General features: G+C 75.3%; 2 protein-coding genes. Both read right to left on the bottom strand.

The genetic code is table 11. The features are described from left to right. Window positions 1–838, bottom strand: an 838-nt coding sequence (locus tag HW445_RS27030) for an AAA domain-containing protein (protein ID WP_308799983.1), incomplete at its 3' end; no start/stop codon positions are given. Further along, window positions 838–2,402, bottom strand: a 1,565-nt coding sequence (locus tag HW445_RS27025; protein ID WP_180223493.1) for a hypothetical protein, incomplete at its 5' end; no start/stop codon positions are given. The genes HW445_RS27030 and HW445_RS27025, both read right to left, overlap by 1 nt.

The raw sequence follows: 2,402 nt of genomic DNA, 5'->3' as shown, positions 1-2,402 counted from the left end.
GCAGCTCCAGCAGCCCCCACCCGGAGACCGCCGCCTCGTCGATCACCCGGTCCGGCCCGGACCCGTCCGACGGCACGCCGAACGCCAGTCGCCGGTCGTCGGGCCCGGTGCCCGCGCGGAACGGCGTGTACGGGTAGAACGCGTCGGAGACCAGCGGCGCCGCCGAGGCGGGGAGCCGCCAGGACACCGGCAGCCGGTGCTGCGGCAGCCCCGGGTTGTGCGCCAGCAGCGTGGTGACCGCCGAGGCGGACGGGTCGTAGGACAACCCCGCCCACTGCTCCGCGCCCACCACCGAGAACGGGTCCAGCTGACCGGGGTCGCCGACGAACAGCGCCCGGTCGAACAGCCCGGCCACCGTCAGCAGCGCGTCCGACCGCATCTGGTACGCCTCGTCGACGATCGCCTGCTCCCAGTGCGCGTCGGACGGCTTCACGTGCCCCCACTTGGCGGCCGTGGAGATCACCACCGGCAGCCCGGCCAGCGCCGGCGCCTTGTCGGAGAGCAGGACGTTGTCCAGGCTCTCCAGCGCCCTGTCGTAGGCGTCCGCGTCACTGCTGTGCAGCCGGCCCACCGGCAGGTCGGGCCGCTTCTCGTGGAGCCGCAGCACCAGGTCGTCCACCTGCGCGTTGGTCTGCGCGACGACCATCAGCGGACGCCCCGCATCCGCCAGCTCCAGCGCGGCCCGCACCACCAGCGTGGACTTGCCCGCGCCGGGCGGGGAGTCCACCACCACGCCGCGGTGCGCGCCGGACATCGTGTCGCTCAGGATCCGCTCGGTGACCCGGGCGGCCGCCGCGCCGGGGTCGAAGGCGGCGTCGGCGGCCCCGACGGACGTGATCACAGCAGGTCCTCCTCGGTGACGGGATCGGCGGCGGGCAGCGGCGACGGGTCGGTGGGCGGCCCGCCGTGCGTCCACGGGGTGTTCTCCGGGTCGGGCAGCTTGGGCCCGCCCCGCGGTTCGTGCTCGAAGAGCGTGAAGCAGACCCGGTCGCCCTTCTCCGGCACCGAGCCGAGCGCAGGTTCCCTGCCGCGGCCCATCCTGTCGACGATCCGCAGGACGACCAGCAGGGGGCCGCCGCCGGGATCCGCCCCGCCGTCCTCCTCCTCGACGCCCACGAACTGGGCCGTCTGCGGCTTGCCGTCGAGGGAGCGGTGGACCTTCGCCTTCTCCCCGAGATGGGGCCGGTCCTCGGTGCGCACAGTGATCAGCGGACGGGGGCTGGGGCGCTTGCTCTCCGTGTAGGTCATGGTCACGTCGACGACCTCGCCGACGAAGGCCTCCCCGCCGAGCCGCCGCGCCGCCAGCACCAGGGGATCGTCCAGCGCCTCCTGGGCGTCCAGCTTCGCCTGCTCCTTCTCCCGGCGCGCCAGCTTCTGCGCGGCCGTCACCGCGTCGTCGATCCGCGGCTGCGGCGGCTCGCCGGAGGCCACCCGGTCCCGGTGGGCGGTGTAGGACCAGCGGTCGCCCGTCCAGCGGTCCGGCACGTGCGCCGCCTCGGGCAGCTCACGCAGCAGGTCCAGGCCGCGCCACACGCTCTCCCAGGTCGGCAGCGTCCGGGAGCGGACCAGCTCGCCGATCTCCCGCTCGGCGGCCGACAGGTTCGCCAGCAGCGCGTCGGCGGCCACGCCGTCCTCCGCCGCCGCCAGCGCGGAACGCGCCCGGTCGTAGCGCTCGATTGCGGGGGCCAGCAGCCGGTTGTCGAAGGCCGGATCGGTGGCCGGACCGGCCGGAGGGCAGAGCAACTGCCCCTCCAAGTCCCGCCCCAGCTCGGCCCGCAGCGCCGCCTCGGCGCCGGTCGGACCGTCCGCCCCGGGCGGGTCGATCCACGCCAGCAGGGCGCCCAGGTGCTGGTCCTCCAGGCTGGACTGCCCGGTCGCCCAGTGACGGGACAGGAGGTCCGTCATGGCGAGCAGCAGCGACGCCCCCGGCACCCGGGACCGCTCACCGAAATGGGTGAACCAGCGGCCCAGCAGCGGCACCCGCGGCGGCGCCGGATACGCCGTCTCCGGGTCCTGCTCGGCGGTCCGGCGGAACCGGGTCGACCGGCCCAGCAGCCGCACGAAGTCCACGCCCGCCCGGCTCGGCACGATCAGCTGCGGGGCGTCGGCGCACAGCTCCCGCTCCACCTTGACCTGTCGGCCCGTCTCCGGGTCGGCCTCCTTGCCCTCCACCAGCTCCACGTCGTCCGCGAACGACTCGAGGTACGGCAGCACGATGTCGGCCAGCTCGGCCAGGAAGACCGACCGCAGGTCCCGGTCACGGGGCTGCGGCACCACCAGCAGGCGCGGTTCGTCCCGGTCGCGGCCGACCAGCGCGCCCAGCGGGGCGCCCGCCTCACCGGCCGTGGTCAGCGGCACGAACACCAGCGGACGCTCCGACAGGTGCCGGTGGCGGACCGTGG

Origin of the sequence: Streptomyces sp. UH6 (assembly GCF_013421635.1) — a bacterium.
In the GTDB taxonomy this organism is placed as follows: domain Bacteria; phylum Actinomycetota; class Actinomycetes; order Streptomycetales; family Streptomycetaceae; genus Streptomyces; species Streptomyces abyssomicinicus.
The sequence above is the reverse complement of the archived record's forward strand: the minus strand, read 5'-3'. Positions and strand labels throughout refer to the sequence as shown.